This is a genomic window from Nitrosopumilus sp. (genome assembly GCA_029862745.1).
Classification (GTDB): domain Archaea; phylum Thermoproteota; class Nitrososphaeria; order Nitrososphaerales; family Nitrosopumilaceae; genus Nitrosopumilus.
Window position 1 is genome coordinate 49,318 of the sequence record JAOTWS010000004.1, and the last position, 24,968, is coordinate 74,285.

The 24,968-nt window shown below is 34.8% G+C and carries 27 protein-coding genes; 10 read left to right on the top strand and 17 right to left on the bottom strand.

The genetic code is table 11. The annotated features are described in order from the left end of the window. Positions 1-93 precede the first annotated feature (93 nt). On the bottom strand, positions 94-387 hold the full coding sequence (locus OEM44_05205) for a hypothetical protein (protein MDH3516196.1): 294 nt from the start codon (positions 385-387) through the stop codon (positions 94-96). Between the two features lie 327 nt (positions 388-714). Here OEM44_05205 and OEM44_05210 point away from each other — a divergent pair, with 327 nt between their 5' ends. Both OEM44_05210 and OEM44_05215 read left to right on the top strand, forming a co-directional pair. After that, positions 715-1,206, top strand: a complete 492-nt coding sequence (locus OEM44_05210) for a hypothetical protein (GenBank protein MDH3516197.1) — start codon at positions 715-717, stop codon at positions 1,204-1,206. A 182-nt stretch (positions 1,207-1,388) separates the two neighbouring features. After that, positions 1,389-1,544 carry a hypothetical protein gene (locus OEM44_05215; protein ID MDH3516198.1) on the top strand — a complete coding sequence of 52 codons (156 nt, stop codon included), beginning with the start codon at positions 1,389-1,391 and terminating at the stop codon, positions 1,542-1,544. Between the two features lie 240 nt (positions 1,545-1,784). Here OEM44_05215 and OEM44_05220 read toward each other — a convergent pair whose 3' ends face one another. The 6 genes from OEM44_05220 to OEM44_05245 all read right to left on the bottom strand — a co-directional run bounded on the left by OEM44_05220 (position 1,785) and on the right by OEM44_05245 (position 7,360). After that, positions 1,785-2,177 (bottom strand): hypothetical protein, encoded by a 393-nt coding sequence (locus OEM44_05220; protein MDH3516199.1) that lies wholly within the window; start codon positions 2,175-2,177, stop codon positions 1,785-1,787. Positions 2,178-2,232: 55 nt separating this feature from the next. After that, positions 2,233-3,795 (bottom strand): hypothetical protein, encoded by a 1,563-nt coding sequence (locus OEM44_05225; GenBank protein MDH3516200.1) that lies wholly within the window; start codon positions 3,793-3,795, stop codon positions 2,233-2,235. A 166-nt stretch (positions 3,796-3,961) separates the two neighbouring features. Continuing rightward, positions 3,962-5,008 (bottom strand): hypothetical protein, encoded by a 1,047-nt coding sequence (locus OEM44_05230; protein ID MDH3516201.1) that lies wholly within the window; start codon positions 5,006-5,008, stop codon positions 3,962-3,964. 218 nt (positions 5,009-5,226) lie between these two features. Continuing rightward, on the bottom strand, positions 5,227-6,081 hold the full coding sequence (locus OEM44_05235; GenBank protein ID MDH3516202.1) for a TIGR03619 family F420-dependent LLM class oxidoreductase: 855 nt from the start codon (positions 6,079-6,081) through the stop codon (positions 5,227-5,229). Positions 6,082-6,836: 755 nt separating this feature from the next. Next, a complete protein-coding gene (locus OEM44_05240; GenBank protein MDH3516203.1) occupies positions 6,837-7,058 on the bottom strand; it encodes a hypothetical protein in 222 nt (73 codons plus the stop codon). A 134-nt stretch (positions 7,059-7,192) separates the two neighbouring features. After that, complete coding sequence (locus OEM44_05245; protein MDH3516204.1) at positions 7,193-7,360, bottom strand: hypothetical protein; 168 nt, start codon at positions 7,358-7,360, stop codon at positions 7,193-7,195. Between the two features lie 193 nt (positions 7,361-7,553). Here OEM44_05245 and OEM44_05250 point away from each other — a divergent pair, with 193 nt between their 5' ends. Continuing rightward, a complete protein-coding gene (locus OEM44_05250; GenBank protein MDH3516205.1) occupies positions 7,554-7,676 on the top strand; it encodes a hypothetical protein in 123 nt (40 codons plus the stop codon). Positions 7,677-7,860: 184 nt separating this feature from the next. Here the strand turns inward: OEM44_05250 and OEM44_05255 are convergent, their stop codons facing one another. The 6 genes from OEM44_05255 to OEM44_05280 all read right to left on the bottom strand — a co-directional run bounded on the left by OEM44_05255 (position 7,861) and on the right by OEM44_05280 (position 14,811). Then, the gene (locus OEM44_05255; GenBank protein MDH3516206.1) at positions 7,861-8,097 is read right to left on the bottom strand and encodes a hypothetical protein; all 237 of its coding nucleotides are present in this window, start codon (positions 8,095-8,097) and stop codon (positions 7,861-7,863) included. Positions 8,098-8,187: 90 nt separating this feature from the next. Continuing rightward, positions 8,188-9,216, bottom strand: a complete 1,029-nt coding sequence (locus tag OEM44_05260) for a hypothetical protein (protein ID MDH3516207.1) — start codon at positions 9,214-9,216, stop codon at positions 8,188-8,190. A gap of 379 nt (positions 9,217-9,595) precedes the next feature. Continuing rightward, positions 9,596-10,471, bottom strand: coding sequence for a Fic family protein (locus OEM44_05265; GenBank protein ID MDH3516208.1), 876 nt, complete (start codon positions 10,469-10,471; stop codon positions 9,596-9,598). Between the two features lie 191 nt (positions 10,472-10,662). Next, positions 10,663-12,147 (bottom strand): DM13 domain-containing protein, encoded by a 1,485-nt coding sequence (locus tag OEM44_05270; GenBank protein MDH3516209.1) that lies wholly within the window; start codon positions 12,145-12,147, stop codon positions 10,663-10,665. 70 nt (positions 12,148-12,217) lie between these two features. Then, positions 12,218-14,050 (bottom strand): YncE family protein, encoded by a 1,833-nt coding sequence (locus OEM44_05275; GenBank protein ID MDH3516210.1) that lies wholly within the window; start codon positions 14,048-14,050, stop codon positions 12,218-12,220. Between the two features lie 182 nt (positions 14,051-14,232). Further along, positions 14,233-14,811, bottom strand: a complete 579-nt coding sequence (locus OEM44_05280) for a hypothetical protein (GenBank protein ID MDH3516211.1) — start codon at positions 14,809-14,811, stop codon at positions 14,233-14,235. Positions 14,812-14,955: 144 nt separating this feature from the next. On the opposite strand from OEM44_05280, the gene OEM44_05285 reads away from it, so the two are divergent. Together OEM44_05285 and OEM44_05290 are read left to right on the top strand one after the other, a co-directional pair. Continuing rightward, the gene (locus tag OEM44_05285) at positions 14,956-15,174 is read left to right on the top strand and encodes a CbtB-domain containing protein (protein ID MDH3516212.1); all 219 of its coding nucleotides are present in this window, start codon (positions 14,956-14,958) and stop codon (positions 15,172-15,174) included. Positions 15,175-15,193: 19 nt separating this feature from the next. Then, complete coding sequence (locus OEM44_05290) at positions 15,194-15,925, top strand: CbtA family protein (protein MDH3516213.1); 732 nt, start codon at positions 15,194-15,196, stop codon at positions 15,923-15,925. Positions 15,926-16,958: 1,033 nt separating this feature from the next. On the opposite strand, the gene OEM44_05295 is transcribed toward OEM44_05290, so the two are convergent. Next, positions 16,959-17,129, bottom strand: a complete 171-nt coding sequence (locus OEM44_05295) for a hypothetical protein (protein MDH3516214.1) — start codon at positions 17,127-17,129, stop codon at positions 16,959-16,961. A gap of 140 nt (positions 17,130-17,269) precedes the next feature. On the opposite strand from OEM44_05295, the gene OEM44_05300 reads away from it, so the two are divergent. Beyond that, entirely contained in the window at positions 17,270-17,989 is a 720-nt protein-coding gene (locus OEM44_05300; GenBank protein ID MDH3516215.1) for a hypothetical protein, read from the top strand. A 12-nt stretch (positions 17,990-18,001) separates the two neighbouring features. On the opposite strand, the gene OEM44_05305 is transcribed toward OEM44_05300, so the two are convergent. The 3 genes from OEM44_05305 to OEM44_05315 form a co-directional block, all read right to left on the bottom strand. Then, a complete protein-coding gene (locus OEM44_05305; protein ID MDH3516216.1) occupies positions 18,002-19,909 on the bottom strand; it encodes a hypothetical protein in 1,908 nt (635 codons plus the stop codon). A 252-nt stretch (positions 19,910-20,161) separates the two neighbouring features. After that, positions 20,162-20,467 carry a hypothetical protein gene (locus OEM44_05310; GenBank protein ID MDH3516217.1) on the bottom strand — a complete coding sequence of 102 codons (306 nt, stop codon included), beginning with the start codon at positions 20,465-20,467 and terminating at the stop codon, positions 20,162-20,164. A gap of 37 nt (positions 20,468-20,504) precedes the next feature. After that, positions 20,505-21,605, bottom strand: coding sequence for a hypothetical protein (locus OEM44_05315; protein ID MDH3516218.1), 1,101 nt, complete (start codon positions 21,603-21,605; stop codon positions 20,505-20,507). A 135-nt stretch (positions 21,606-21,740) separates the two neighbouring features. On the opposite strand from OEM44_05315, the gene OEM44_05320 reads away from it, so the two are divergent. The 4 genes from OEM44_05320 to OEM44_05335 all read left to right on the top strand — a co-directional run bounded on the left by OEM44_05320 (position 21,741) and on the right by OEM44_05335 (position 24,946). Next, positions 21,741-22,265, top strand: a complete 525-nt coding sequence (locus OEM44_05320) for a hypothetical protein (protein MDH3516219.1) — start codon at positions 21,741-21,743, stop codon at positions 22,263-22,265. 1 nt (position 22,266) lies between these two features. Then, positions 22,267-22,392: a hypothetical protein gene (locus OEM44_05325; GenBank protein ID MDH3516220.1), complete on the top strand. Its 126-nt coding sequence runs from the start codon at positions 22,267-22,269 to the stop codon at positions 22,390-22,392. Between the two features lie 161 nt (positions 22,393-22,553). Then, a complete protein-coding gene (locus OEM44_05330; GenBank protein MDH3516221.1) occupies positions 22,554-23,369 on the top strand; it encodes a hypothetical protein in 816 nt (271 codons plus the stop codon). Then, positions 23,369-24,946, top strand: a complete 1,578-nt coding sequence (locus tag OEM44_05335) for a hypothetical protein (protein ID MDH3516222.1) — start codon at positions 23,369-23,371, stop codon at positions 24,944-24,946. Before OEM44_05330 ends, OEM44_05335 begins: the two co-directional genes overlap by 1 nt. Positions 24,947-24,968 lie beyond the last annotated feature (22 nt).

Below are 24,968 nucleotides of genomic sequence, written 5' to 3' on the forward strand. Positions count from 1 at the left end.
ATTGTTCACATAATGGATTGTAGTACATTTAGGAATATCGTTGATTCTTTTTGGATCATAATAATAATTAAAAATCACGATTGTTCAAATCGCTCACATGCTCCACCTACTTTTCTCCAGCTCTTGCCACCCATCTTCTTGCATTGTGTCTTGGTGACGTCTTTTGCTAGAACACTCCTGCATCCAGATTGGAGATAGCATGTACCTGTATTTCTTTTGATAGTTTTCTTTTTGTCTTTGTTTTGTGACGGTACTTGGTTTTGACAATCTTGGTTTTAAAGAGACACCTGATGGTTTTAGTCTGAGACGTTTTGATTTTGATATTGAAGGTTTTTTTATTTTAGGGATTTTTGGTCTAGGCATTCTTGGTGGTCTTACACTGGACATCCATAAAGATTATTTTTTTTTATCAATATTAAATATAGCTGATCTTATTGATGTCTAATCTGGTATTATTATCAGATCAGTACCTTTTTGGATAAAGTCAAGATATTTGGTAAAATTAGATATGAAGACAATTCTTGTAGTATATCATAAAGACACTACACCAGAAATTCTTGTAGAAATTATGAGACGAGAATTTATTTAACACATTTAGATCACATGGAAATAAAAATAATTAAAAAAGTCTTGATATACAACAAGAAAAACAAATTCAAGAAAGATTCAATTTCATATACGTATAAATTCTATTTTTAGGATAAGCAATAACACATGAATATAGATTCTCATATTGAAAATGCAGCAAGAGCAATTCATAATGCAAAAATGGTTAGAGATGCATCAAAAAAAATCCTAGCAAAAAAATCCAATATCCATCCTGAACATATCCAAGAATTAAGTAAGATTATGCAAGGAGTGATTTCAAGTACAGATAAAGCAATGAAAGGAGCTCAACTAGCTGAATCTAGAGCAAAATCAAGATTGGCTGCAGTCAAAAAAGAAACATCAAAAATCATCACTCATACCAGAAATGCAAAATATGCTGCAATTGCAGCAAGAAAATCAGCTAATGCAGCATTGACTACATCAAAGAAAATGACAAATCCACAACTTGGAAAAAAATATCAAAGAACATATGATATTCAAATAACAGCAGCCATCCGTGCTGCCAAAGTTGCAGAGAAGGAGACACAAAAAGCTACGTTGGCATCAAAAACTGCTAGAATTGCTGCAAGAATGGCCTTAAAAAAACTACAAATTTAATTTAAAACAACTTCAAATCTAGAATAGTCCTGATTACTGAGGAACTTACTTGTTTATTTGTACCAATTTTAGGATTGAATCATAGTTAAGAGAATTTCTGATGAATTGAAAACACACATGGAGTTTTTGGTTTAATTATCATCTAAGGAAATTCTTAATTAATCATTCATCTAATACAAGGTATGCCCCAAAATGAATACATCGTAAATGATGATATCTCTCAGGCAACTCCAGATGAAAATGAGGAAAAATGTACCTGTGAGAAAAAGCAGTGTATGCTTGGAATTGCAAGCATTGCAATAGGTCTTGGTGGATTAGCGTTGGCATTATTGCTTTAAGAAAAACACTTCACATATTCAATAAAAGATCAGAAGAACTTGTGAATATCAAATTGAGCATGCAAGATAGAATAAGTAGTGTGTTCTGTCAGACGACTTATCCTTGAGATGACTTGCAAAGAACATTCAAGAGAAACAGTCTTTTTGCTATTTGTATTTCAAATGATAAGAGTTAGAGTTTACTTACATCAATCACACTAAAAATGCTAGAATAGCATGTTTAGGAAATATGCTCTTTGATTACAGAACTTGGGCACTTTTTCCAAAGTATGCCTTGACATGAGGTCTAAACAAGTAATACAAGATCACAACATCAATGATTAGTCCAATGATATTCATTGAAGGCAAGTCAAATATCAAACTGATTATTGTCAGAATTAGAGTGATAGTCCATGCCCACGGCTTTCCTTTGAGCAATCCCCATGCCATCAAAAATGAAATAGCACCAAGCGCAACAATGATACTGCTGATTAGCCCCATAATGGCGCTACCGCCAAAATCCATCATCATACCCATTCCCGTCGAGCCCCATAATGCACTAAAGAATATACCAATTCCAATTGCAATCACACCGGAGATTATCTCAAGTATTGCAAGAATTGTTACTCCTGTTGGCATGACCTTGGAGGACATGAGATTTTGCAGAATACATTGTGTAATAAGTGATTCATAGTTTCACAAGTTAAAATCAATCAGATATAGAAAAACCGTTTCCAATTATCGTAACAGTATTTGTAGAATTGTCAATCATGAGCCCAAGAACTCTGTGAGATGGAGTCTTGATTCTCTCCCATGCATAAGCATCATCATCATCAGAGAGTTTCCCATCAAAGAGCAGTCCAAATCTATCCTCATTTAACATTTCATCATGAAATTTTGGATATAGTAATTCATTGGGGATGGAGACAGTAAGCAAGTCACCATATTTGTTATTGTTTTTTTCAATGCTTATTGATAATTGGTCATTATCATTACTATTATTATCAAGATGGATGTCTTGAATTTGAATGGCATCTGAATAGTAATTTACATCAAATCCATTTACTGTCTTTGCATCAAAGTATCCTCTGTTTAGAATCTTAAAGAATGTCGATTCCTGAATACACATCAAATCTCCATTTGGTTTAAGATATCGTCCCAAATCAGGACCACATCCCATGTGCATTGGCATAACTCCCAGCATACGTTGTTCAGTAAGGGAAAGATCTTTTTTATGAATCAAAATGTATGTGGGATTTGTTTTATCATCCAGACTCAAGATTATTGGCCTTACCGGAAGGTCATGGTTAGTAGTAGAGCTAAAATAAGGATGTAGTGTTTCTTTGTCTTCTGTGTTCAGATATGCCATGGGGGGATGCACGAATATGTCTTCTTCTGCTCCATTAGGGAATGTCATCTTGACTCTAGTTATCGTACCAAGGTTTGGCTCATCAGAGTGTTTTTCATAGAATTGGAAATTTATCCCATGAAATGCGCGAGTTATTTTCTGACCTCCCAACACACCAAGATCATCTGTCAACGGCAATGCATGAAATTGCTTTCCTGTAAAAATCACATCACCATCATTGTGAAACTTTATCCATTCAGTTTCATATGACCATCCTGCAAAACCTGAATACTCTGAATCTGAACCAGAATTTATTGCAATTGAGATTCTTGTCTCAAAAGGAATCCAGTCTTCAAGTTTTTTGTGATAGTATGTTCCAGGAGTCTCATCTGTAAACTTGTCTGCAGACATGCCAACAATGACTTGTTTCCTGCCAAAGTCTAAGAACACATCTTTGAGATCAACTTGTGTATGACCTAGTTTCTTGAGTATCTTTTCAGTTATCTCCATTCTTTGGTCAATGTTATCAAAAGTTATCTCATTTGATTGCACTACAGCAATAATTCCGGCCATTTTTGTAAAATCAGCATCTGATGTAAATTCGTAGATGCCAGTTGCATTAAATTTCACAGATCCTGATTTGCCTGGACTTATTTTGCCAGTAGTCCAGCTACCGTCTTTTCCATTTATTGTAAAGGGATACTTGTCTTGATTTATCCATGTTATCGTATCTTTCTGGTCTAGAATTAATCCAATAAGAGTAGGTTCAAAATTCAGAGTGGTAGTATTATCTAATCTTAATGGGCTAAAAAGAATCACATGTTGATTTTCTTTTGATGTCTGTTTGATGTGATCATCTGCCAACACATTGTATGGCATCATAACAAGCATCATTGCTGCAAAAACATACAAAATCATGTTCATTTTTTCTTCAGCGATACTAACATTACAGGATTATTAATGAATTAGTTAGTCAGAAGAAAAGATTACAGGTGGTACTCTTTAGAATTATTTTAGAATCGTACTGAAATAAAATGATCACACCATTTTAGGAATTTTGCATTGTAATGGTTGTGCTGACCTTTTAGTGTCATCTACCACATAGTCTCATTTTTCCAGACAAATACAACAATTCTAGATTTTGTATGGCATCAAAATGCAATCCCAAATTTGCAAGACGATTTTCTTCAGTATACACTTGTGATTCTGACCAGTTACCATGTAATGCGTGCAATAATTCATGAATTAAAACCACAGTTACCATCTTGTATGATTCTACAGAATTTTTCTCTAAAGACCTGTGAATTCCAATTCGATAAAAAGGATATGTTCCATCAATGTATCCATATGCATTTTCTCTGTCATATTGAATGAATATGCTAAATTTGGCATCATGAAATAATTCAGAAATGCCTTCAAACTTGTGATGTTCCTCTATGATCTTCTTGGCATCTTGCAGACATCCGTACATCCAAGTATTTCCTTGTTCAGTAGGGTATGTCTTTCTGATAAATTCATCATCTGCTTTTCTGTCTTCTTCATGTTGACGAAGTTGAACCGTCTCTGATTTACAGTGATAGGCACGAATGTGTTCAATTCTGATCTGGTTCATCTTTTCAATGTCACTATAATCTGACGAAAACCCGCAGCTCTTGCATATTACTGCAAATCTAGCAGTAGTGATGTTGACTCCTTTTTTTCGGACATAGTCTTTTTCAATATGCTTTGCTGCCATAACTTTTGGACATTCATGATTTTCAGCAAGACGGTGGTCACCACAATAATTTTTTTGACAATAATAGCATGAATTGATGTCAGGCCATACCAATTTCTTTTGGCAAGAGTAACAAAATTTTTCATTAGGTTCGTCATCTTTTTTGTTTAATGTCTCAGAATCACGATTAAGTGTTACTTGTTCTTGTTCCAAGTGCGTTTCATTCTCTTTTTTCTCTCTTCGCTCTATCTGTTTTTTTAGTTGAAGGTCTACCTCAAAGGCGTTCATTTCAGATAATCGTTTTATATCATTATCTTTCTTCTCCAGTTGTTCTTTTGTTTTTCTTAACTCCTCTCGTGCTTTTTCAAGTTCCTTATGCTGCTCTTTTGTTAATCTTTTTTTGAATCTGTCAAAAAAGTTCATTTTTTTACATCCTTTTCAATAATGTGGATTTCCATATATGTAACAATTTCTGTGTTTACTTGCATAATGAATATAATATCACATAATGCAAATTAGACTCACCAACAAATCAACTTCCGTTATGATTTTAGGTTGTATCAGAATTATGTACCTAAGGCCACCTTGTTTTGAGAAAAGTTTCATTTGTGCATAAAATTCACAGAAGATAACTTTTTTATCTAAAATGATTTCTTGATTTTGCCTATTACTTTTAACTGCTCAAAGTATTCCTTTTGTGAATCAGCCCTAACATCACATACCAGATGAGCCAATCCAACTTCTCGATATTTTTGTATTTGTGAGATTATCTCATCAACACTTCCTACTAATCGCAGTCTAGGATGACCATCTGCCCCAGTGTATTGAGATTCAATTTTTTGATTTGCAGCAAAATTAATTCGTAAAGACCAGATAAAATTACTTTTTTTCATTTGTGTTATCTTTTGTATTCCCAAATCATACTCTTGAACAGATATTCCAACTGGATGCCATCCATCACCAATTGATGCAACTCGCTTTAATGCCCCATCAGATTGCCCTCCAATCAATATTGGTGGTCCATTGTCAGATACTGGCATTGGTTCACAAGAATAACCTAGTTTTGCATAATTGCCAGCCCACATCTTTCTCATAATGTCGATATTTTCTGCAACAGTCTTTGATCTATTTTTAAAATCATAGCCAAGCAAATCAAACTCTTTTTTGTTCCATCCTATTCCAACTCCAATCATCACCCTTCCATTTGACAACGAGTCTAAAGTTGCAATCTGTTTTGCCAGAACAAGGGGTTCCCTAAGTGGAACCAAAAGTACCGAAGAGCCTAGTTGAACAGATTCAGTAATTGATGATAAAAACCCCAGTGTCGTAATACTCTCAAATACTCTGTTCCAAGGAGCATCATTCTTTGGAACGATAATATGATCAGAGACCCATATGGAATCAAGCTCAAGTCGTTCAATCTCCAAGGCAGCATCTTTTAAAAAAGACCGAGAAGGAAGCAATCCATAATTTGAAAGAGAGACACCAATCTTCATGGCTAAACCAATAGTTACCTAGATTTTAGATTTTTGAGCAAATTGATTGATTGATTTTGGTTTGAAGGTATTGGAAAGATCAATTTGATTCCATACCAGAGAATCACGTTGATGGCATATAGGTAGACCAGATAGGATACAACTACCGCACAGTAGTAAAAAAATATACACAATATTATTTATGATTAGATCTAAAAGATAGATTCTAAGTTCTTTTTTGATTTAAGACTGATTTACGAAATTTAGCCTTTCGTTTGAGCCTGAGAAGAGAGTTACAGCAAGGACATGCTATTCCCTCATACCACAAATAGACATTGCAAGATGTGCATCGCTTGGCATTGTCTGAATACATTCTCTTCTCAGACCTGTATCTCTCACAAATTCCTCTACAAGTCATGCTGGATGATAATCAGATACAAAAAGACGTCTACAATCTGGACACAATTTTGAATTTTTTAGAATATAGTATGAAAATGCTTTACTGCAACCAATGCAACATCTAATGGAAACTCCAAGAGACACAAATCTATTTTATTTGTACAAAAATTAAAACAAGATCCTCATTCTTTGATTTTATTCTAATGTCTTGGAATTATTATGATTGTGTAGAGTTCTAGTACCGATGCTAACAATATCACACTAACATCAAAAAATACTGTACATTGTTATACTAGCATCCAAAATTCATTTAAAATAAAATTTTCATTTAAAAATAATCATGAATTCTATATTGTAAAAATATAGAAAATGAGAAATTACTTTCTCAATCTTATTGCCATTTTAGCTGCTAATCCCCATGAGAACAAAGTAAATCCAATTGGAAATACTCCACTCGTAAGTATTTGAGGTACCTGTTCTAGGCCCATACTTTCTGAGGAATACATTGCAGCAGCTATAGGCAAGGCAACCAAGCCTACTACTCCGAGTTTTGTCTTTGTGTTCTCAGAGACTGTTTTTTGTATGCTGTATGTGCTCATGATAGTATAAGAGGGCTACAAGTATTTGGAATGGATCTAACTTTTTGCTATGGTTTTGTTCTGATATGGAATAGAGAGATGAGTAGTTTGTTCAGTTGTTGAACTGGGATGCTCTCATCTAACAACCCCTTGATTTAAGATATATCATCGTACAGAATATCCATTTTTTGCATATCTTCTTTGATTATCGATACGTTTGTCTCAGGTGCAGAGATTCTACTTGAATGATTTACAAACTTGTGAAGCAAGAATCCTAATGGTGTAACAAAAAACATGTTCCAATAGTTTGCAAAATCCTCCAAACGACAAAGTAATAATCAAACAGAGTTTGATACAAAATGAAAGCAGATCCCGAAAGAACTTGATAGATTGGGCAATAATTTAGATCCAGTTAGATGTAAAACTGATTATTGTAAACATTATTCTTTATTGACCTAGATCGAACCAAAAATCAATAAGATAATTCAAATTGTCTTTGTATGAGAGGATAGATCCATGGGCGAACTATTAAGATTCAGAGGTTTGTGTACAAAATGTCATTCTTCTGGTGTTGAACTTGTGTTAGATGATGAGACACTTGAGGCAGTTTGTGATGAGTGTAGAAATAATACAAATTAGTTTATTCATCAGTAAGATCTAAAACCCATGATTCTATCCACACATTGTAGTGTCTAATTCTATTCCAAAATGGTAAAATCAAATCATAGAGATCCAAGATATTTAACTAAATGTAGTTTTTAAAAGGAATTCATTAAAAGACATTACAGATGATTTTCTGTTTAAAAACAACCCGTGATATCTCTTAATTTTGGATAGTAGAATCTTGATGTCTGTATCTGGTCTGCTGATATTTACTAAGCATCCAATACATTCCAATTTCTAGATCCAATTTAGCATTATGCATATAATCAGCTACTACTGCTTTTCGTTCTTTGAATGCAGGTATGGAGTTTGCTTGTGAAATAGTTTGTCTTTCTTTTACTGGCTTATTTCCAACCAGATTCTTTAGAGCCTCAGATTGGCTGATGTTTTTTTGCATTAGTTGCATGAATGCTATAACGTAGAAAAATATTTGCCAATACCCTTTACTTTGTGGTATGCCATAATCGAATTAAAAAAGAAAAGGAGGTTATTTTGTAAGAACTATAGAGTAGCTTACAGTAAATGGTGTATCTTTCATGGTATGTAGTGCCAGTGCGTTACCTGAGAACTGTACTGAACCTGCAGCCTTTGATTCAACAAGTACTAATCCATAGTGTGTTTTACCATCTGTAGTCCATGTTGGCATGTCTGCTAGGTCACCTTTTACTATAGGACCAATTAGACTCACAATCTGAACTGGTTCAGATGCATCAAATGTGATGTATCCTCTGTATGGTTTATCATTTGGAGGTAACAACAATGCAAGCTGATGGGTCTGATGTCCTATTCCTGGGTCTTGTGAGGATGTAGTGGTTCCCATGATAACATTTTCACCATCTTTTACCAATTCTGTGTATGTGACAGAGTAGGTTACAGTAAATGGCTTAGAGTTTGTTGTATGCAATGCTATTGCATTACCTGAAAACTGCCAGAATCCTGCAGCCTTTTCATTATCTACCAATGTGAGGCCAAACTTTGTGTTACCATCAGTACTCCAAATTGGTTGTCCTTTATCCATACCTGCCTTTAGAGGGCCGTGTAATGCTACAAGCTGAACATTTTCAGATGCAGTATAGGTAAGATGTCCGCGATACGTGTTCGTATTTTGAGGAAGGATTACTGCCAACTGATGTCCTTCATGTCCTTGACCAGGATCTTGCACAGATGTAATTGTACCAGTTACTGTTTTTGGGACTTTTAATGAAGATTGTACTTCAGCTGTCTTCATTGTTTCTTCTTTATTGTCTTTCTTTGGAACTTCTTTAGCTTTTTCTACAGCTTCTGTTTTCTTTTCTTGTTTTACTTCTTCTTTCTTTTTCTCAGGAGATTTTACTTCTGATGGTTTTTCAGAACATAATCTATCGCCACAGACTTTTTTTGAATTAATCACACTTAATGAAGTGCCTTTACTTTTTACAGCATCAGCTGATTGAATTAATCCAATAGGGCCTGTAACCGTTCCTGTGAACAGAACTATAACTGCAAAAATTGCCATAATAGTTGTTTTATTTGTCATTATAATTTGCCGATTATAGCAGTAATTAAAGGGACTGAATTTAGTTAAGAGTCAATTTAACTTCTTAGTGAAAAATACAAGTTTTCACATAATGATGATACTTGAGGAAATAAGACCTTGTTACTAGGCCAAAATTACAATTTGATACTCCTTGGATTTTTGTCCTTCTTTTTTATGCTTATACGATAAACAATACCCAAAATATCCTGTAACACCTGGCTGCCATAACCGCTCTAATTATTGTTACAAGGTATCATGACTATCAAAGCCAGACAGTTAGAATACATGTAAAATCTCATTATTCATAAAGTTGGCATCTAGAATAAACGATGTTCTCATAATCTTGAGATGGTAATCTTTTTGTAATTAATTACAAATGTCATTTTAGAAATTTTTTATTGTCTCTGAGATATTTTGAGATAAACCATTTCACAAAGATCATCTCGTCATTTTTTACATATGATGATTCTAGTTTGTTGATGTAGGTCTGTTTTTCTTTTGGGTCAATGTTTGACATTGAATAATGATTCTTGTGTAAAATAAAGATCATCAACAGTCTTCCAATTCTGCCATTCCCATCAATAAATGGATGAATCAACTCGAATCTTTTATGAAATCGGGCCGATAGCTCAACTGGATTCATTATTTTCTTTTCTTTGTTGTACCATTTTATCAAATTGGAAATTTCATCTGAGACGTCACACCATGGAACATATTCAGTCTTTCCAAGATATGGTTGCACATCTTGTCTTCTAAAACTACCTGCATTGTTAGTATCAGTCTTTTGATATAGTTTGTTGTGCCAATTCAACATTAGTTTTTGATTAATATCATTATCTGTAACTAACATATCATCAAACAATTCTGCAAGCTGTTGAGCTTCGATAATATCTTCTAATGATGTATCCTTTGGAGACAATCCTGTCTCCAATAATTTACGGGTTTGACCCAATGTCATAGTACTTCCCTCAATTTTTTGGGTACTGTAAGTATGAATTATTTTAAATCCGTGATTCTCATTTTTAATAATTTTCTTGTCTGCAGTTTTGATATGTTCAGAATAATTTTGATGAATTTTTTGGAGTGAAATTCCTTTATCTTCTCTGTAACATTTTAATTCAAAATCCATTATTTTCTGATCTATGTCTTTTGGGATTTTGGTTCCAAGATATTTTTGTTGGGGGTTTTCCCTAGAGGAATATTTCAGATAGTAACGGGTTTGTCCTTTTTCCTTTCTTTTTATCAAACTTGTCATGACATATGTATGTCACTACAACATTATAAGATTTACAAATTATAGTGATTTTGTAGTGACATATAGGTGTATTTTTTTACAAATTAGTATTATGATTCTTCACTGCAGTACATTTAGGATTGGCTATAATCATCAAAAAATGCGGTTAGTGTAGTAATACTTTCATAATACCAAGAAAAAACTTTTCAAAATTATGGATTTTGCGGAATTGTTAACCAGAATGGGATTTTTCCTGTCTGAATTTTTTCTTTAATGTCAAAAGAATCAGAATCAATAACTAGAATCTCATTGGTTGTAGTTATTCCTACATACACTTTGGAACCATCCTCACTAGCTCGTATGCCATGTGGTCCCTGACCCACACTAATCTGTTTTATCAGTTCTAATGATTCTGCATCAATTACGTTTACCTTGTCTGCACCAATTCCAGACACATAGATTCTTGTTCCATCATTTGTGACATCTATCCCGTGATGTCCTGTACTAACCTTGATTCTCTTGATTATTTTCTTGTTTTCCAGATCAATTACTGCAACGTCACTAGTGCCGATGTTTGCAGTGTACAGGTATCTGTCATCAGGAGACAAGTCTAGATTATGTGGTAATTTCTCGACTGCAATGTAATCTGTCACCTCTAGATTACCTACATCAATTACTACAACCTTGTCTTCTCCCTGCAATGTAATATACGCTGTATCTCCTCCTTGTGAAGTAAACCTAATGTTGTGAGGTATTTTGCCTACCTCGATTTCTTTTGTTACTGTAAGTGAATCTACATCTATTACACTGATTGTTCCAGAATTTTCATTTGCAACAAAAGCCAAGTTTCCATCAGGATGAATCTTTACACCTTTTGGAGTTTGACCAACAGGTATCATTGATACAAGATTTCCAGATTCAAATGCATATACAGTATTAGAGCCGCTGCTAGTTGCCAAAACTAGTGAACCATCAGCATTGGAATCAAGGTATGTCATCCCTGATCCTGCATCTAATCTTGTATTGTCTAGCATACCCACCTGGTTGTCACCTTGCAATGTAAAAAACAAGTTTTGATTATCTTGCATTGTGTTAACATCTGCAGATACTAGTTTTGCCTGTCCAAAATGAACACCAAAGGGCTGACAATAAATCACAATGGTATCATATTTTTGCCAATTGACATCATCAAGCAGATAATTCTGGCTTCCCTTACTTCCTTTTAGTTTTTCAAGATGTAGTCCAGTTTTGACATCTCCATTATTGGTAAGATACACTCTCAAGTCAGGCCCATTTGTAACCTGAAAATCCTCAAATCTCAGATATACAGAATCTGAAACCTTGAGGATCTTTGCAATACCTGAAGCATCATGGCCTATCAGTCCTTGAAACTCTCCTACATGAAGCACTTGAAGATCATCAGAATCTGTCATCTCTTCAGATACACTTGTTGTCATAGTTGCAGCCTTTTGCATTATCATGTCTTGTACTTCAGAAGACATGGAATCTATGATTGGTTGACGTGCAGAATCATCCATTGATACAAATTTCTCAAAAGTTAGACCTTCTTCCATATCATTTAGTTTACCTGGAAGTGATTCATCTATACTTGTTTCATAAAATAATGGACTAGAAAGTCCTCCACCTATTGCTACTACAACGCCAACTATTATTGCAATCCATACGCCTTTTTTCACAAGTTTAGAAAGATTTTGGATTAATTATACATTTTAGAATCATAATCAGGATAAAAAAAGAAAAAAAAGATTATTGGATTGGATTTTGTTGCTCTAAAGTCAACTGATCCTTCCACACATCTGGTAGGTTCTGAACCCAACCATTGTATGGTATTGGAATCGCTAATACTCCTTGTCCTCCCATTCCATTACTTCCAACGATTGTATCATCGATTGCAGTAGTGGGCAATGAAACCAAGGATATACGACCTGCAATCAATGCATCTGATGCATCACCATCGTTGTCAGGATCTGCATCTACTACAAGTAATTCATTTGAGAACTTGCTTGAGACATATGCATAGTATCCCCCATCTTGTTTTGCTCCAAATTGAACCCCGTGACATCCAGGATCACATGGAAGCATAGCTACCAATTGATCTGTATCAGTATCAAGTATGGTGATAGTTCCTGTCAAAGTATTTGCAGTGACCATATAGTTTCCATCAGGACTTACTGGAGTCTGTATAGGCAATGCACCTACTGGACCTGTTATTGTACCGCTGATTGGGTCATAGTTTGCAATCAGGTTAACTGTACCAAGTACATCTCCAGATGAGGTTTCAATCACAGTCATTGTACTGTCAAGCAAATTTGCAACATAGTACTTGCTTGAATCAGGCATCATACCTGTTGCAATAGGATGAGAACCTACATCAGCTATTGCAGTAACAGAGTCTGAATCAAAGTCATAAATTGTTGAATCAGAATCAAGAACATTTGGTGTTACCATTGTCTTTCCATCATGGCTCATCCAGTGAGCATGTGGATGTCCTCGTCCAATGTCAATCTCTCTTTCAATTCCTTTTGCCAAAGGTTTTAGCTCAACTACAGATCTGCTGTCCTCCTCTCCGTTTAGCGTGACGTGAATCTGGTCAGTATCAACTCTAGTCATGACATGTGCGGGAGACTCACCAACGCTGATGTTTTTGACAAGATTTCCAGTAACTCTGTCAAACACTGTTAGTTTTGAATCAAACCATTGTGTTTGGTATATGAGATTCTGGTCTCTATCAGTCCACATGTTGTGAGGGTTGTTCATTTCAATCTGTGGTAGGGATACCTTTCTTTCTGGCTCCCATGTCTGAGCATTAATTACAGTAGCAGTACCTGGTTTCTCTTTTCCTGATGTTAGCTCAAATTGAGTGTCAACCCATACTTCGCCTACTCCGGGAGTTGATGGATTAAACAATCCTTCTAGGAAAATGTCATTTCCATATCTTGCATCCAAAACTTCAGGCAGATTTACCACGGCTCCACCAGTTATTCGAACATCCACATCTGGGTATGTTACATGCCATGGTGCAGATGATGTATAGTCTTGCCAGTTGTCAGGATTAGTTGCAATGAAGAATGTTCTCAATAGTCTTGTTGCAAGATCACTGCTTGTAGGAACCGTAATTCCATTAATTGTGGTTATCTCTTCTCCAAGATCAAGTCCTGCAGTTGAGGGGTCATCAATTATTACAGCTCCGAACATGTATGGGTGAATCTGGCAAGTAAATACGTAAAGGCCAGGAGTCTCCAAATCAACCTCTTCACTTCCCTTTTGTGCTTTTGTCTCAAAAGGCATGTTTGCTGCACCTGTAGGATATAGCAAACTGGTGTATGTGTGAACAGTGTTTGAATCTCCTCTAAATTTCACCTCTACGTCAGGAGTCGATACTGCAAGGGATCGAGTTCCTGCAATATCATTACCCGTATCAAACCAGTGTCCTGGATTATCAGTAACGTCAAACTCTATGCGATCCTCTCCGCCTGCTTCTGCACTGTTGATTGGACTAATTGTGAATAGTGCAACAGTCAGTACAGATAGTATTGCGGCAGTAAAGTACATTGATTTTGTTTTCTTTGTTAAAGTCATTGGTACAACTGTACAAAAAGAGTAATTAAGATTAGAGGTTATTCTATAATTGTAAAATATATCTTTGTTTACTCTTATGTGTAGAAACTTGAGCATTTATTAGAATTTTTTTAGATATATGCTTTATCATTTGTCAGAAGAAGATATTCTCAAGTAAGTCTTTTACACATGTAATTTTTTAACTAGTGTCTTTCATGAGACGCTAATGTCCACAACACAGAATTTATTGCAGATATCTTTGCGACAAATTTTTCATCAGAAGATCCAATGATGACAAGATCGTTTTCTTCTGGTTTCAGATTCTCTAGCAGAATCTTTTTTGTTTTTGGATCATCTTGTAGACAATCCTTTGTCTCTTTAGGAAAAACAAACCGATTCTTATCAAATGCTAATGTAGTTGCGCCTTTTGCCCCATACAGTATTGCATAGTCACGTTGCTCCATTCCATTGCCAATATTCATTGCATAATCTTTTAGAAGAACTGCGTGGTTATGTTTTTCTCTTGCAATGTTACACGGTTCAATAATGCATTGAGATGGAATTACATCAAAGAACTTTTTTGCAAAACGTATTCCCTTTTGTGTCAGAAACGTTCCTGCTCTGATAGAATCTGCAAAACCAGATTGTTTTAGATGCAGCACCAATGTTCTTGCAGCGCCTTCCCCAATGTGCAGCTCTTTGCAAAATGTTTGCCTGCTTGTGTATTTTTGTTTTGATAATAATTCCAAAGCCAGTAAAACATGTGGTGTACTAAACGTCAAGACTCTACTTGATCTCTTTCTTGTCACAATGCTTTGCAATATTTTGATCTGGTTGTGCAATTATGCCTAGTTATTCATTTTAATATATAAATTGGATGAATTATCCAATCGTTTAATAGCAAGAACAGTTTTTTGAACAATTACATGTCATCTTTACCAAGGCAGATTGCAAAGACAGACCGACATATTCCTGTTTTTGCAATTGCTGTCTTGGCTTTGATTTTTGCATTTGGTTTGTTTATTGTCGGTTTTGATCAAGGACACATCTTTAGTATTGCATTTGGTGAGCAGGCATTTGAGGATCTTTACATTCACGAGCTAACACACGACATGAGACATGCTGCAGGATTTCCCTGTCATTAAACTATAGAGGTGAAATGATTTGAGGACTGTCATATTCATTGTAATTGTCTTGGTTTCAGGTGCATTGGCTGGAACTATTCATGGAATGGCCAACCTTGCAATTGTAGAGCCATATCTTGATGAGGCAATAGGAATTGAAAACCAGAATATGTTTGCAGCAGGTGAGGAGGAAGACACTCCAGAGTTTTGGGTAGAGTATGACTCTTACAGGAACTGGCAGAAAGGCGGGCAGATACTGGCAGGTGCAATACTTGGAACATCAATTGGTGCACTGTTTGGAATTGTTTATGCGTTGTCAAGAGGAGTGTTACCACAAGGCAACGACATGAAAAAAATCTTTGTGTTGGCTGCAGTAATGTGGTTTTCAATGTACATCATTCCATTTTTGAAATACCCTGCAAACCCACCAACAGTAGGAGATGGGGAAACTGTAGTGCTACGTGCAATTTTGTATTTATCTTTTATTGCCATCTCAGGATTTGGTGTCGTTGGATTTTATCAGGTTTACAAGAGATTAGAGAAGAACAAAAAGTTTGTAGCGTTTGCAGGTTATGCTGCATTTATTGGAATCGTGTTTGTATTGATGCCACCAAACCCAGATGAGATTACAGCCCCCATGGATTTGGTCAACGGGTTTAGAGCAATGTCAGTTGTTGCAGTTACAATATTCTGGATAGCACTTGCCTTTATTATGGGTGCATTCTGGCATAAATTTAAGCCTGATTCTGAGGCCAAGGTGGAGAGACACTAGTCTTTGATTTAAGACTGATTTACGAAATTTAGCCTTTCGTTTGAGCCTGAGAAGAGAGTTACAGCAAGGACATGCTATTCCCTCATACCACAAATAGACATTGCAAGATGTGCATCGCTTGGCATTGTCTGAATACATTCTCTTCTCAGACCTGTATCTCTCACAAATTCCTCTACAAGTCATGCTGGATGATAATCAGATACAAAAAGACGTCTACAATCTGGACACAATTTTGAATTTTTTAGAATATAGTATGAAAATGCTTTACTGCAAGCAATGCAACACCTAATGGAAACTCCAAGAGACACAAATCTATTTTATTTGTACAAAAATTAAAACAAGATCCTCATTCTTTGATTTTATTCTAACGTCTTGGAATTATTATGATTGTGTTGATGCAACCTAATCTCATCAATGTTTTTGCAGTATTTACAGATTGTAGATACTACCATATTGCATTGTGGATAATTTTTGTATTCTTGTACATCACAACCACACATTTTACACAATTCATTTTTTAACATGTTGAAAAATATTTCAGAGATTATTTCATCAGATCAGCAATTCTAATGAATTTTAAACAAGATTTAGAGTCAAAAAACGAATTACAAGATAAATTGAACCTGCAGATGAAAAAAGTATTCATTAATCAAAAAATGATCAACTCACCCTAATTAAAATACAAATCCTAGAAACTGTTTATCAATTATGTTTTAGAACATTTTTCACACAGTACAGGTTTGTCTGTAGTATAAACTAGTTTTGCATCTTTCTCTGTAATTCCACACTTGAAACATTCTGCAACTCTTACCATTAGTATTTCTTGGTTTTTCCATTATTTCTCTTTTTCTAAATTTCGGATTGTTTCTCCAATAGTTCTGGGTTTTCATCAATCATTTCTTTTATCTCCTCACCAGTTTAGAATTCCTTACATCTTTTGGAAGTGGAGATACTACTGCAGCCATACAATCAACAATGACACAAATTAGTATTAATTTTTCATTGAATTTACATTTAGGATCAAGTCTGAAATTTACTGACTCTGCTCTATTTTGACATACTTTCTGCCAATTACAAACTTTAACTTTTCAGGATTTTCTAAAAACTCCAAGATAGGCTTTGGAATATTGCACTGAGTCCCTCTAGCATCATTATAATTGATAGATACTACAAACTCTTTTGCGTCTTTTTTCCATTTGGGCATATTTTCAGCGGTTTATCTCCAGTATTTATACTATCCACGTGGTTAATAGTAATAATTATATAATATCCTCGTGGATATAATAGATATAATATGAACAAAATCAATCAATGTCTTTTTATGCAAATGGAGTGTAATTATTCATGGGTAACACATTGACTCAAAACAATCCATACGTAAACAGATTCGAGGATATGCTAAAACCATTACAATCCAAACTATCAAAATTAGAGATAAAGTTGAATTCTATTGATGGTAATCATCCAGACAAACAGCAATCTACATTAAATGTTTTAGAAGAAATTAACAAAACCAAACAATATATTCAGATTGCTGAAAAGAATTTGGAATGTGCTAAAGAAATGATTCATGTAAGATCAGACAAAATTCCATCTAATGTTACATACCATAATGCTTGGAATGATTGTTGGTATGATGAGGAAAGAAAATTGTATGTGACTCATTGTAAATATTTCAAAGAATTATCTGATTCTAGAGAAAGATCTCATCAAATTCAATATGAAAAAGAAACTAATGATGATGGAATTGTCGCATTGGCAGACAAAGTTAAATTTAGATTTGGATATCCTTGTGTAATACAGAAAGATAAAGAAGAGAATCCAGTTTGGTATTTACTTCCAACTTTAACAGATAGTATGCTCACGGAAGAGATTGTTGTTACAAGATTAAGACCAAAATCGCATGAAGAATCTATTCTTTATAGAACAGAATCTGAACAATGGATAACAATTGGTACACAAGGATTACGATTATGTGAGAAGGAAAATGAGATTTCTGACAAATTGGAATTGTATCCTAAAGTTCCACTTGAAGAATTAAAGATGCTTTACGAGAAAAAATAAAAAATTTCTTATTTAAAAGTCTCCACTACTGTTACCAGAAACAGTTTCAACTTTGTTGATGTTACCTTTCATACTCTCAAACATCTTTCCAGCAGAACTTGGATGCTCATGCAATTGCTCCAATAATTTAGCATCTGCTTTTGCCTGAACATTTGGATTAAACCTCTCAAATCCCTTTATCTGATTGTGTTGCATATCCAAGTATTCTTTTTGTAATGATGGATTCTCCATTATGTTGTGACCAGTACTCACATATTCCATCTCATTTACAATAATTCCTGGATTCATGAGAATTGGTGCTGTTTGGCCAGTTTGTGGAATTACCGTTTTTTCAATGACTTGAGTGTATCCACTAGGCTCTAGTGATTTTAGATGACTATCCATAAAGTTGAGATTGTGATTTACAACTCCAGTCTGGCCAATTTCTGCACCCTTGGCATTTCCTGTTTCTAGTATGTTACCTGCAATTGGTCTTCCTATTTGCGGAATGTGCATTGCCTGAGTTGCAGCTTGTACTCCACCTGCTGCAAGTCCTGCAGTTCCACCTGCTAGTCCTGCTTTTGCATATGTCTTGAATTTCTCACCAAATGACATGGGGTTTTGCTCTACAGTATTGCCACCAAAAGCCATTGGTTGTGCACTTGCATGAGAAGATCCATTGCTAGTAATGCCTCCATCACTATTACTATTGCTACCTGCCAAACCCATCTGACCTGAAGATATAGGACCTCTTCCTAATCCTCCTAAAACATTAGCTCCTGCTGCACCTGCAGATCCTACCATTCCTGCTCCTGCCATAGTTGTAGCAGCTCCTGACATCTGGTTTGCAGCATTCTGTATTCCCCCAAGCGCTCCTTGTCCTGCTACTGCACCAACGACAGAGGATGCCATGATTGCAGTTGACATCATCTGCCCAACCTGTGTTGTAAGATTGCCTAGCATTGGTGCAAGCATTACTGGAACAAACACAGCTAGAAATCCTACTGCCAGACTTGCAAACCAGTCCTGCATTGCAGGCAATGTAGTAGAATCAAGATATGCAAGTCCAGTAGTCAAAACAAGTGCTGAAAATATAGGAGCCATGGAAAGACCAACCAGATTGGTAGTTATCATGTCCTGTAATTTTCTAAATATTGGAATCATTCCCAAAGTCAAAACTAGTGGAATTGACATTGCAAATACCATAGTCAGCATCATACGAATTGTAGATATTACAAACATCATTGCAGTCATGAACATTACTGCAAATCCCTTGAATAACCCCAAGAACACATCTTTCATTACTCCCTGTGCAAATGCTCCAGGATCAACAAATGCTGCTGCCCATTCTTCAGGATTAAATGCACCTGCAGGTATTGTACCGCCCATGGAATTCCATAGTGCAGCAGTTCTAGCAGCAGGATCCACTCCAGAGTTAAACGGATCAAGCAAAAACAATGAAAAATTTTCAATTAACATTGCAAAAATATCCCAAAGAAATGGAAATACTGCAAAAAATGGAACAAACAAGATAACTTTTCTTAAAATTTGCCAGGCAGTACCAGGTTGAATCCATTTTATTGATTCTAACATTAAAACTAAAACAGATACAATTCCCACTGCAATTAACACCAAAAAGGAGATCATAAAGAGAATCCAATACAAATCAATTCTTTCATTTGTCTGTGGGTTGCCTTCACCATCAAGAATCATATCACCTGTTACGCCATCATAGTCAAAGAATGTCGGCATGTCTGTAATTAGTTGAGGTACCAATGAACCACCTAGTGCAACTACAACTTGTGAAATAGTGATTAGTGCTGCTAAAATGATAATGCCAATTGCAAGCATCAAGGGAATGGTAAATACAAATCCGTGGTGAGAGGATCTCAGATTTAGTGTATTTTTAAATAAATGATATTTTTGATTGTTGGTTTTCAATACAATATAGAATATGGATTTTATTTAAGGAGTAAAGTAGTGTGATGAATAATTCAAATCAGATTGGAAGTACAACATACATGGGGCTATCTTGGATTTTTACTAGGACTAAGTTTTTCTGATTTGAGTACACAGTCATTTAGAAATTTTTATCTCCATTTTATTCAATATCCAAACTATGATTTATGAAGAAAAATTCTCAAGAAATACTTTCATGAAAAAATGTAAGCGTATTTCCTGAATCAAGGCAACTTAATCAAGAACAACTCTTCGAATATTCTCAAAAGGATTGAACTCTCTTTCTTGTTGCACTAAGTACGTTCCTTCTGGGATGTGTATGGTTTTATGCTCCTGATGTACAAGGTCTGCGGATGTTTTGACTTCAAAATAAAGAGCATCAATCTCTTGCTTGTATACAATAACATTTCCTTGTAACTGATGTCTGTGTCCTGTTTTTTCTCCTTCTGCTAAGATGTTCGTATTTGTCGGTTTTAAATTTTGAGGGATTTCCTTTATCTTTCTTATCAACAAATCCCCATGTCTTGCAATCCACACCATTATTTCACCTCCTTTTCATTTTTTATCAAAACGGACTTCATGTCTCAATATCCAAATTGTCGTATTCTTTTGGCGTAAGATGAAATTTCCATGCCATTGCATTGTCTGCAAAATGTATGTTGTCAGGTACAAAACTAAAGTATATTCTGTCAGTAGATGGACATTTGTACTTTAGAAGTTTGATTGATCTTCCACTGATGAGATTGTTCCTTAACACGTATAGTTCGTTTCCACGTTTTGATCTGTTCAAGAGTTCTGCATCAAGTTCATCAACCACAGTATCATATCCATACAATTGTATGGCAACATGTCTCTGCTCAATATTTTGAATTTGGAGCATCTCTTTGATCTTTAACTCCCTCCGGGTAACTTTCTCCCAAAGATTTTTCTCAAACATAACACCATGAATGAAATAGTCATTTTGGTCACCTTGCCAATGCATGGCAGCTTCTGATACTGAGTGTAATCTACCCTGATTATCTTTCTTTATTTTTTTAGGAGTACTACAAAGTATGGCAACATCCTTGAAAAATGATGCATGCCAAATGCCTCTCATCATCATGTTGGAATAACGAGTAAAGTCTTCTTTTATCGTGCTGTCATCCAAACATCCTATCCTGTCAAAAAAAGAACCAGTCATAATCCAAACTTCGGTGGAGAGGCCAAAGTCAGTTTGATGTGCCATGACTCCATTTAGATAATTCTGTCCGCTGCCGTTGAGTACATCTAAAACATCTCGTATTATCTTGTTTGTAAAGACCTGTTCAAGTTTTATCAATTCAAGTATCACGTCATTGTCAACGTTCTTTTCGATCAGTTTGGTTGTGTTTCTGACAAGTTTTTTTCTGAATTTTTTGTGTATGTTCTGATTAATTGGATGAGACAAAGAGAGAGTTTTCCTACTGGATGTAAATGAAGGTATTTTTTGGTATTCTGCAAAAGAATCAGCTGTTACAATTTTAGGTTTAGAAAAACCTGCAATGTCATACAGCCAATCAATATCTCTTTCTGTTTCTGGATTTGCAGGATTTTTGCCTGATACAGTAACTAATTCAAACCATTCTCGTTTTAGATCTGCCAGAATTCTTTTCTGATCAGAGTCAAGCTCAAGTATCTTCTTTTTCCCAAACAATTTCATACTATTTTGTTATCTTTTTTGAAACTAAAACTTGCATAGGCAAATTATCTAAAACTAGTCAAATTATCTATCAATCAGTATATTCTATTTCATTGCATTAATGTTATGATGTTCTTATGGGGAATACTTGTAATTTTGGCACTGGGTATTTTTTTGATTTTTCAGCCGTATGGAGACGAATACAAATTACTGTACTTTCCAATCGGAGTTGGTTTAGGATCATTGTTGATAACAGTAGATGATTTTGTTACACAGCGAAGGTTGTTTAAACGAAAAAGATGTTACAGATGTCATAGAATCAATACAGAACTAACCCATGTAATTGAGCATGGGTTGACAAAATATTACTTGTGCAATGACTGTCCAAAAAAACATCATTTTCTACTACGACGTGGAGGTTCAATAATATCTGCAGTTACTGTGATTATCTTCTTTGTGGAACCTATCTCGGCTCACATAATTTTCATAATAGGAATGCTGATTTTCAATATAAAAAGAAGTGATTATGAAAACAGATTGTATTCCGAACAAGGTCGTTGCTATGACTGTAAGAAAAATAATGATACAGTAAGACTAATGCAAACTCAACACATTCCAAAATACTTTGTATGTTTTGAATGTCCTAGGAAATATGATGCCATTACAACTTCGGAGGGATAGTTTGACTGAAAAGATCGACAGCATTTGTTCTTTTTGCGGTAACAAAGTACAGAGATATTGGGATTTGAGATATAATGGAATGCGAGGCAAGTGTGATTATTGTGACTCAAACTGGCCTGAATCGTGAATAATTTATGAATCACTAGTAATATTTGCTATTAGTAGATGAAGTTACTACTTATTGTCTTTAGGAACTTTGTCTAGTGTTATTTATGGTCGCAATATCAGAATTGTGCTTTATTTGCTTGACAGAAATTCAAATTACAGGATCAAATAAGGGTAAATAATATGGACAGTGATGAATACAAATCCACGCCTCACATGCCATTTTTTATCTTAGGCAATGGTCATAGATATGATCTTATCAGGCTATTGTTGCAACATGATAATCTAAAACCAATTCAAATGGCTGAAAAACTCGACATACCTCTACAAAATTTTTCAAGAGAAATTAGCACTTTGTACAAGCAATGGGGTTGGTTAACAAGAGACAAAGATGATAATTATCACCTAAAACCATGGGTCAAAACTATGTGCAAAGTTTTGTTTTCCACATCATCATTTATTACAAAAAATATTGAATATTGGGAAGATCACGATTTCGGAGATATTCCGGATTCACTCCTACAACAAATCGGAGTTTTTGATAATACTTATCACATAAGAGGTAAAACCAAAATTGCTGATAAATGGAAAAAGATATACAAAAATGCTGGTGTTTACATTTACAACACGTTTTACGAGGCAGAGTACTCAAAAGAAATAATGGATATAGTTTATGAAAAACTCAAAAATGGCATTCACACTAGAACAATTTTTTCTGATGATTCTCACACATTGTTTCCAGATGATCACGGAGAAGTTACAAAAAAATTCTCCAAATTTAAGACAAAGGGGCAAATAGAACAAAGAACAAAGAACAAAGTTTCAGTATCTGTGGTAATGACAGAAAAAGAGGCATTTGTCATGTTTCCAAGGATCAAAGGACAGACAGATATTGAAGAGGCGTTTTACAGTGGCGATAAAGATTTTCATTTATGGTGTCAGGAATATTTTGATCATTGTTGGAATAATGCAGAACAATTCAGAAATGGAGACAAATGATGTCTTCTCACATTGATTTTATATCGGTCATAGGATTCGATATCGTAAGATCAGCTGATCCTAGAATACCAGGTGAGATATTAAAAGAAAGAAAGAAAGCATTCCGTAATTGTTTGCATGATTCAAAAACATATCAGACCTTATTGCATTATGCAAACGAGATTGGTACAGGTGATGGGGAATTTTTCATTGTAGATACAAAGGATTCTACAAAATTACTTGACATTGTAAAAGAAGTACAAAAAAATCTAGAGAAATACAATGAGTCTGTAAAAAACTCTGATTGGCACGTCATGATTAGAACGGGAATAAATGTGGGGCCTGCAGAAGTTAAACGAGAAGGGGGGAAAATAATCTACACAAGTGGGAATGCCATAGATTATACTAAACGAATAATGGATATTGGTCAAGAAAGTCATATTCTTTTAACTTCTAGTGCAGTCACAACAATTTTAGCTATCGATCATACATATCATGATAAAATTCAGTATATTGGAGAATATCCATCAAAACACGGAGAAAAATTCAATGTACATAATTACTTTGATAAAGAAATCGGAAATCCAAAAAATCCTCCAAAACATGATCTATCTTTAGATGGAATCAGTGATGAATTCAGGAAAAAAATAGAAAAGGAGATCAAAGAAAAATATGAATCCAAAATTAATGAAAATAAGGAAGAAAATACCAAGTTTATAAAAAAGCTGAAATTCACTTATCTTGGAATTATTGTTGCAATTGTTGCAGTTTCAATAATTTCGCTTGCCATACTATATTCAAGTAATATGAATTCAGAATTATATCTAGATGATATCTACGATAATCAATACAATACTGTCAAAGTATCCATAACAAATAAGATTCAAAGTTTTATTGATGCATCACATATTTTAGAAAATATCGTCACTATGGGTTACATAGAAAATGAAAATAAAACCTTGTTTATCGATAAAAAAGTAGGGGAATTACAAAACTCAGATTTATTTGCAATAAATAAGAAGCCAATTCAGAATTCTCTTTATTTTTACATGTTGAGTCCATCCCCAGAATGCAAATTTCTTCTATATCCATTTAAAATAGACATGAGTAGAACCAACGCAGTAGGGTTAGAATCATGTGATCTTGTAAATCAAGATTTGTTTATTACAAACAACTATCCTTCTACAGGGTCTGGAACTTTTGTAAATACCGTATCTCAGAAGATAAGATTGACTAATGGAGAAGGGTACGATTTAACCACTGGTATTGCTATTGATTGGGATAGCATTTCTGAAGATATAAGAAGAACCAGCATCAAATCATCTGATGTAAAATTTGTACTTGTTGATAGAGAACAATTTCTCATCATGGAGTGTACGTTTGATAAATGCAAGAGTATGAAAAGCTATGCTGTAGAAAACAGTCCAATAACTAAAAACTCTACGTATGTCAAATATGATCCGATAAACTATGGTGATTATGTGCTTTACAAAGATGAGGTATTCCAGGATAAAGAATTTCACATGTATGATACATTACGAAATAGAATCTTAGATGGTTGGAGACTCATCATGTACGTAATACCATCAGATCCATGATATTTTAATGAATTAATTTGTA

What these genes read in the sequence shown, in the direction of transcription:
- OEM44_05240 (MDH3516203.1), bottom strand. Translation starts at nt 7,058, where the DNA reads ATGAGCACATACAGCATACAAAAAACAGTCTCTGAGAACACAAAGACA.
- OEM44_05285 (MDH3516212.1), top strand. Translation starts at nt 14,956, where the DNA reads ATGTCATCTTTACCAAGGCAGATTGCAAAGACAGACCGACATATTCCT.
- OEM44_05265 (MDH3516208.1), bottom strand. Translation starts at nt 10,471, where the DNA reads ATGACAAGTTTGATAAAAAGAAAGGAAAAAGGACAAACCCGTTACTAT.
- OEM44_05260 (MDH3516207.1), bottom strand. Translation starts at nt 9,216, where the DNA reads ATGACAAATAAAACAACTATTATGGCAATTTTTGCAGTTATAGTTCTG.
- OEM44_05220 (MDH3516199.1), bottom strand. Translation starts at nt 2,177, where the DNA reads ATGTCCTCCAAGGTCATGCCAACAGGAGTAACAATTCTTGCAATACTT.
- OEM44_05335 (MDH3516222.1), top strand. Translation starts at nt 23,369, where the DNA reads ATGTCTTCTCACATTGATTTTATATCGGTCATAGGATTCGATATCGTA.
- OEM44_05250 (MDH3516205.1), top strand. Translation starts at nt 7,554, where the DNA reads ATGGGCGAACTATTAAGATTCAGAGGTTTGTGTACAAAATGTCATTCT.
- OEM44_05205 (MDH3516196.1), bottom strand. Translation starts at nt 387, where the DNA reads ATGTCCAGTGTAAGACCACCAAGAATGCCTAGACCAAAAATCCCTAAA.
- OEM44_05295 (MDH3516214.1), bottom strand. Translation starts at nt 17,129, where the DNA reads ATGCCCAAATGGAAAAAAGACGCAAAAGAGTTTGTAGTATCTATCAAT.
- OEM44_05235 (MDH3516202.1), bottom strand. Translation starts at nt 6,081, where the DNA reads ATGAAGATTGGTGTCTCTCTTTCAAATTATGGATTGCTTCCTTCTCGG.
- OEM44_05315 (MDH3516218.1), bottom strand. Translation starts at nt 21,605, where the DNA reads ATGAAATTGTTTGGGAAAAAGAAGATACTTGAGCTTGACTCTGATCAG.
- OEM44_05230 (MDH3516201.1), bottom strand. Translation starts at nt 5,008, where the DNA reads ATGAACTTTTTTGACAGATTCAAAAAAAGATTAACAAAAGAGCAGCAT.
- OEM44_05300 (MDH3516215.1), top strand. Translation starts at nt 17,270, where the DNA reads ATGGGTAACACATTGACTCAAAACAATCCATACGTAAACAGATTCGAG.
- OEM44_05225 (MDH3516200.1), bottom strand. Translation starts at nt 3,795, where the DNA reads ATGAACATGATTTTGTATGTTTTTGCAGCAATGATGCTTGTTATGATG.
- OEM44_05215 (MDH3516198.1), top strand. Translation starts at nt 1,389, where the DNA reads ATGCCCCAAAATGAATACATCGTAAATGATGATATCTCTCAGGCAACT.
- OEM44_05255 (MDH3516206.1), bottom strand. Translation starts at nt 8,097, where the DNA reads ATGCAAAAAAACATCAGCCAATCTGAGGCTCTAAAGAATCTGGTTGGA.
- OEM44_05210 (MDH3516197.1), top strand. Translation starts at nt 715, where the DNA reads ATGAATATAGATTCTCATATTGAAAATGCAGCAAGAGCAATTCATAAT.
- OEM44_05275 (MDH3516210.1), bottom strand. Translation starts at nt 14,050, where the DNA reads ATGACTTTAACAAAGAAAACAAAATCAATGTACTTTACTGCCGCAATA.
- OEM44_05310 (MDH3516217.1), bottom strand. Translation starts at nt 20,467, where the DNA reads ATGGTGTGGATTGCAAGACATGGGGATTTGTTGATAAGAAAGATAAAG.
- OEM44_05330 (MDH3516221.1), top strand. Translation starts at nt 22,554, where the DNA reads ATGGACAGTGATGAATACAAATCCACGCCTCACATGCCATTTTTTATC.